Genomic DNA, 2,604 nt, shown 5'->3' with positions numbered 1-2,604 from the left:
ACTTCCTGACCAGACCGGTTTTCGTGCCGGAAGAAGCGCTTAGCGATCCGAAGTTTCTTGTTGCGATTGAGAAAGAGGCCGAAGGTAAACCGGCAGTCGGGCTCGTTGGCGGGTTATTCGCTTCCAAACTCAAGGCTCAGCTGGGTGAGGTCACTGTATTGGGCGAACCAGCTTCAACTGCCGACGAATGGAGCGACGTTCAACGATTTGTTACAGCACGGGCTTCAATTCGGCGATTTCAGACAGCGTGGAACAACGTGGTGGCTGGCGGGATCGGTGATCGTCTGGAAGGACAAGAGTTGGGCGTGGCGCAACTCGCAAGACGCCAGTTCGATCATATTGACGCTGCTAATACATTGATCGCAAGTCGTCGAGAGATCCATGCTGCGGTCGATGCTACTTTTGTTTCGTCCCCTGCGTTGCGGGATGGTGATCAGCAGGCAATTCGCGGTCTGCTTGAAGCCGTCGATGCTCATCTTCTGCGATATCGATTGGCTGATGCTGAAGGTTTGCGGACCTCTCTCCTCTCCGAGCTAGAGCCCTGTGAATACGAAATCAGCGCGGAGCTTCGTGCCCTGGCGGCTACGCGTTTGGGCAGCCCGGAAGTATCAATTGATGCACTGGCAGAAGCGTGGAATTCGTTCATTACGCGTCTGAGAGAAGTAAAAGGGAAACACGACGCTTTCGCGAAGATTGCGGAGGTGACAGACCTCATTGAGATGTCAGGTGCGCCAAAATGGGCTCGGCGCTTGAGGTCCAATCCGGTCAATGGTGTTGAGGACGAACTTCTACCCGGTGATTGGGAAAACCGTTGGCGTCTTCGTCGCCTAGAGGGGTGGCTGGATACGAACGACAAGCATCACCGCCTTAGGGAACTCGGCACTGATCGCAGCGAGAAGGAGGTTCTCCTCAAACGAGCATACGAACGCTCGATTGAACTGCGAACCTGGTTGGAGCTCAGCAAGAAGGCTAGTGATGGGGTCAAGGCGGCACTTGCCGCCTATGCAGATGCAGTTCGAAGAATTGGACGAGGTACTGGGAAACGTGCTGGCCGATACAGGCGCCAGGCGCGTGAGGCATCCGATCGCGCCAAGGGCGCTTTGCCATGCTGGATTATGCCGCATTACCGGGTCTCAGAGTCCCTTCCAGCAGATTTGGGACTCTTCGATCTCGTGATCGTTGACGAAGCATCGCAATCGACGGTAGCGGCATTACCCGCCCTACTACGGGCCAAGACAATCCTCATCGTTGGCGATGATAAGCAGGTCAGTCCGGACCTTGTCGGACGCGACCAGACGCGTGCAGATGAACTCGCGGTACGACACCTTTCTGGGCAAGTCCCCGATTATCGGGCTTCGCTACGCGAGGAACAATCGCTGTACGATCTTGGCAAGGTGGTCTTCGCCGGTGGGGCGATCATGCTTACCGAACATTTCCGTTGTGTCGCGCCCATCATCGAATTTTCCAAGGCGCAGTTCTACAATCACAGGCTGAATCCTCTGCGGCTACCGACTGCTTCGGAACGGCTTGATCCTCCCTTGATCGACGTTCGAATTGAAGACGGATATCGACAGGGAGACATTAATCCTCCGGAAGCGGCATATATCGTCGAAGAGATTGAGAGAATCGCATCCGACCCAAAGATGGCAACGCGGACAATCGGCGTAACAACCCTATTGGGTCAAAAGCAGGCAGCTCACATTTATGGCCTGATCGAGCAAAAACTCGGACCAGAGGTGATCGAACAGCACCACCTGCGCGTGGGCGATCCCACAGCTTTTCAGGGTGACGAGCGAGACATCATGTTCATATCGTTGGTTGCTCAAGCGGGTGGTAGCGCTCTGTCGGGAGTCCGATTTGAGCAACGCTTCAACGTCGCCCTTTCGCGAGCATGTGATCGAACGTATTTGGTTCGCTCAGTAGACGTTGAAGCCCTTGGACATGCCGATCAGCTTCGCCGCGCGCTGCTGGACCATTTCCGGATGCCCTTCCCGTCTGATGGTCAAGAGGCCAAGGACCGGCGGGAAAAGTGCGAGTCCGATTTTGAGCGCGAGATGTACGATCTGTTGGTTGAGCGAGGCTATAGAGTCGACACCCAAGTCAAAGTAGGCGATTTTAGGATCGACCTCGTGGTCGAAGGTGAGAATGACCGCCGCGTCGCAATCGAATGCGATGGCGACCGATATCACGGACCTGATCGTTGGGCCTCCGACATGAACCGGCAGCGCATCTTGGAAAGGGCTGGTTGGACAGTTTGGAGGTGCTTCGCATCTCGTTTCGTCAGGGATCAAAGACAGGTGATGGAGGAACTGGTCGGGTTCCTATCCGAGCGTGGTATCCAGCCAGTTGGCGGTTCAGATGAGTGGACCAGTCGACATGTAGAACTAAGAGCTTGGCGTTCCTCTGACTCGACTGAGGATGACGCGCAAGACGAAGTCGATCTACCTACTGAACCCGTTGAGAATTGTGAGGGCCAAGCAGACCATTCGAGCGAAGAACTTGCTACCGTTGTGCCTTCTGACGATGAGGAGCAGGACTCCGCTCGGGTTACTGAAGCTCAGGTTCAAGAGCAGATCTTGCAGCTGATGTCAGATGGACAAGTCT

The 2,604-nt window shown here is 55.1% G+C and carries 1 protein-coding gene; it reads left to right on the top strand.

Annotated features, from left to right (window positions below; all coding sequences use genetic code 11):
- A partial coding sequence (locus tag GRI48_RS14120) for an AAA domain-containing protein (protein ID WP_160677659.1) occupies positions 1–2,604 on the top strand: 2,604 nt, incomplete at both ends.

It is taken from the genome of Qipengyuania oceanensis (assembly GCF_009827535.1).
Taxonomy (GTDB): Bacteria; Pseudomonadota; Alphaproteobacteria; order Sphingomonadales; family Sphingomonadaceae; genus Qipengyuania_C; species Qipengyuania_C oceanensis.
This window is presented reverse-complemented; position numbering and strand designations above follow the sequence as displayed.